This window comes from Sinomonas sp. G460-2 (assembly GCF_047759905.1).
GTDB lineage: Bacteria > Actinomycetota > Actinomycetes > Actinomycetales > Micrococcaceae > Sinomonas.
Genome location: NZ_JBKZWT010000542.1, coordinates 1 through 1303 on the forward strand (window position 1 = coordinate 1; position 1303 = coordinate 1303).

General features: G+C 71.1%; 2 protein-coding genes. Both read left to right on the plus strand.

Annotated elements, in window-relative coordinates:
- Positions 1-55: 55 nt before the first annotated feature.
- On the plus strand, positions 56-799 hold the full coding sequence (locus tag ACLN58_RS22285) for a hypothetical protein (RefSeq protein ID WP_415857387.1): 744 nt from the start codon (positions 56-58) through the stop codon (positions 797-799).
- Positions 800-831: 32 nt separating this feature from the next.
- A complete protein-coding gene (locus ACLN58_RS22290; RefSeq protein ID WP_415857388.1) occupies positions 832-1206 on the plus strand; it encodes a VOC family protein in 375 nt (124 codons plus the stop codon).
- The last annotated feature ends 97 nt before the right edge of the window (positions 1207-1303 follow it).

The window sequence follows — 1303 nt, forward strand, 5'->3', positions numbered from 1 at the left end:
ACCCAGCCGCATCCGGGGAAGCGGGGCTACACTCGCCGCAGATCCTGGAGGAGAAGTGACGAGTCCCGATGCGCCCGATTCGCCGGACCGTGCCCCGGAGGGCGGCTCGAGAGGCGAAGCCGATGTGGCCGGAAATGAGCGGCTGACGGCGCTGGCCGGCGCGGTCTTGCTCGTGCTGTTCGCCGTCGAGATCGTCACGCTGATCCAGCTGCGGAGCCTCATGCCGCTGCACTTCTTCGTCGGGGTGCTCCTGATCGGCCCCGTCGCGGTCAAGACGGCGTCGACCGGATGGCGGTTTGTGCGCTACTACGCGCGGCATCCGGCGTATCGGCGCAAGGGACCGCCGAACCCCGTGATGCGCGTGCTCTCTCCGCTGCTGCTGGCGTTCACGGTTGCCGTCATCGGGAGCGGGGTCGCCTTGGCCTTCACCGGCCCGGCGCCGGCCCTCCTCCTGCGGATCCATGTGGTGAGCTTCCTCGGCTGGCTCGTGCTCATCCTCGTTCACGTCGTCGTCTACGTTTCGCGGGTGCCCCGGCTCATCGCCGAGGACTGGCGGAATCGCCGCGCCCGGCCAGCCGCGCGGCTCGGGCCGGCGGAGCGGATCGGCGTCAACGTCGCGGCCCTCGTCGCGGCGGCGATTCCCGCGATGCTTCTCCTGCCTACGGCCACACTGTGGGCCGGGTGGCTCGAGCAGCCTGTGACGGGGCCGGGCGTCGTGGCGATCGTGCTGAGCGTCGCCGTCGCGGTGGCGGGCGCGTTCCGTCGGCGTATGAGTTCCCGCCGGCGGCCGCGGTCCTAGCGAGCCGCGGAGGGCCCACCTAGGCTGGTCGAATGCGAGTCAAGATGTGCAGCATCCACGTGACCGACCCCGCCGCCGCCCATTCGTTCTACACTGAGACCCTTGGCTTCGACACGCTCATGGCGATGCCGGAGGCGAATCTGTTCATTGTCTCCTCGCCCGGCACGCCGGGCCTGGGGCTCCTGCTCGAGCCGAGCGACAACCCCGTCGCCGAGGCGTACCGCAGTGGCGTCTACGAGCAGGGCCTCCCGGCGATCGTCTTCGGCTCGGGCGACGTGCGCGCCGAGTACGAGCGACTCACCGCGGCGGGGGTCGCCTTCCGCGGCGAGCCCGCCGAAGGCCCCGCCGGTCTCACGGCCGTCTTCGACGACACGTTCGGGAACTTGGTCCAGCTCCACCAGGACTGAGCCCGGGACGGGACCCCGCACGGTTGTGGGGTCCCGTCCCGAGGGTTGTGGGGTCTCTGGTCAGATCGTGGCGCCCGCGCGGCGCAGCCGCCACCAG

Coding starts and splice junctions, on each gene's coding strand:
- ACLN58_RS22290 (WP_415857388.1), top strand. CDS start 832: ATGCGAGTCAAGATGTGCAGCATCCACGTGACCGACCCCGCCGCCGCC.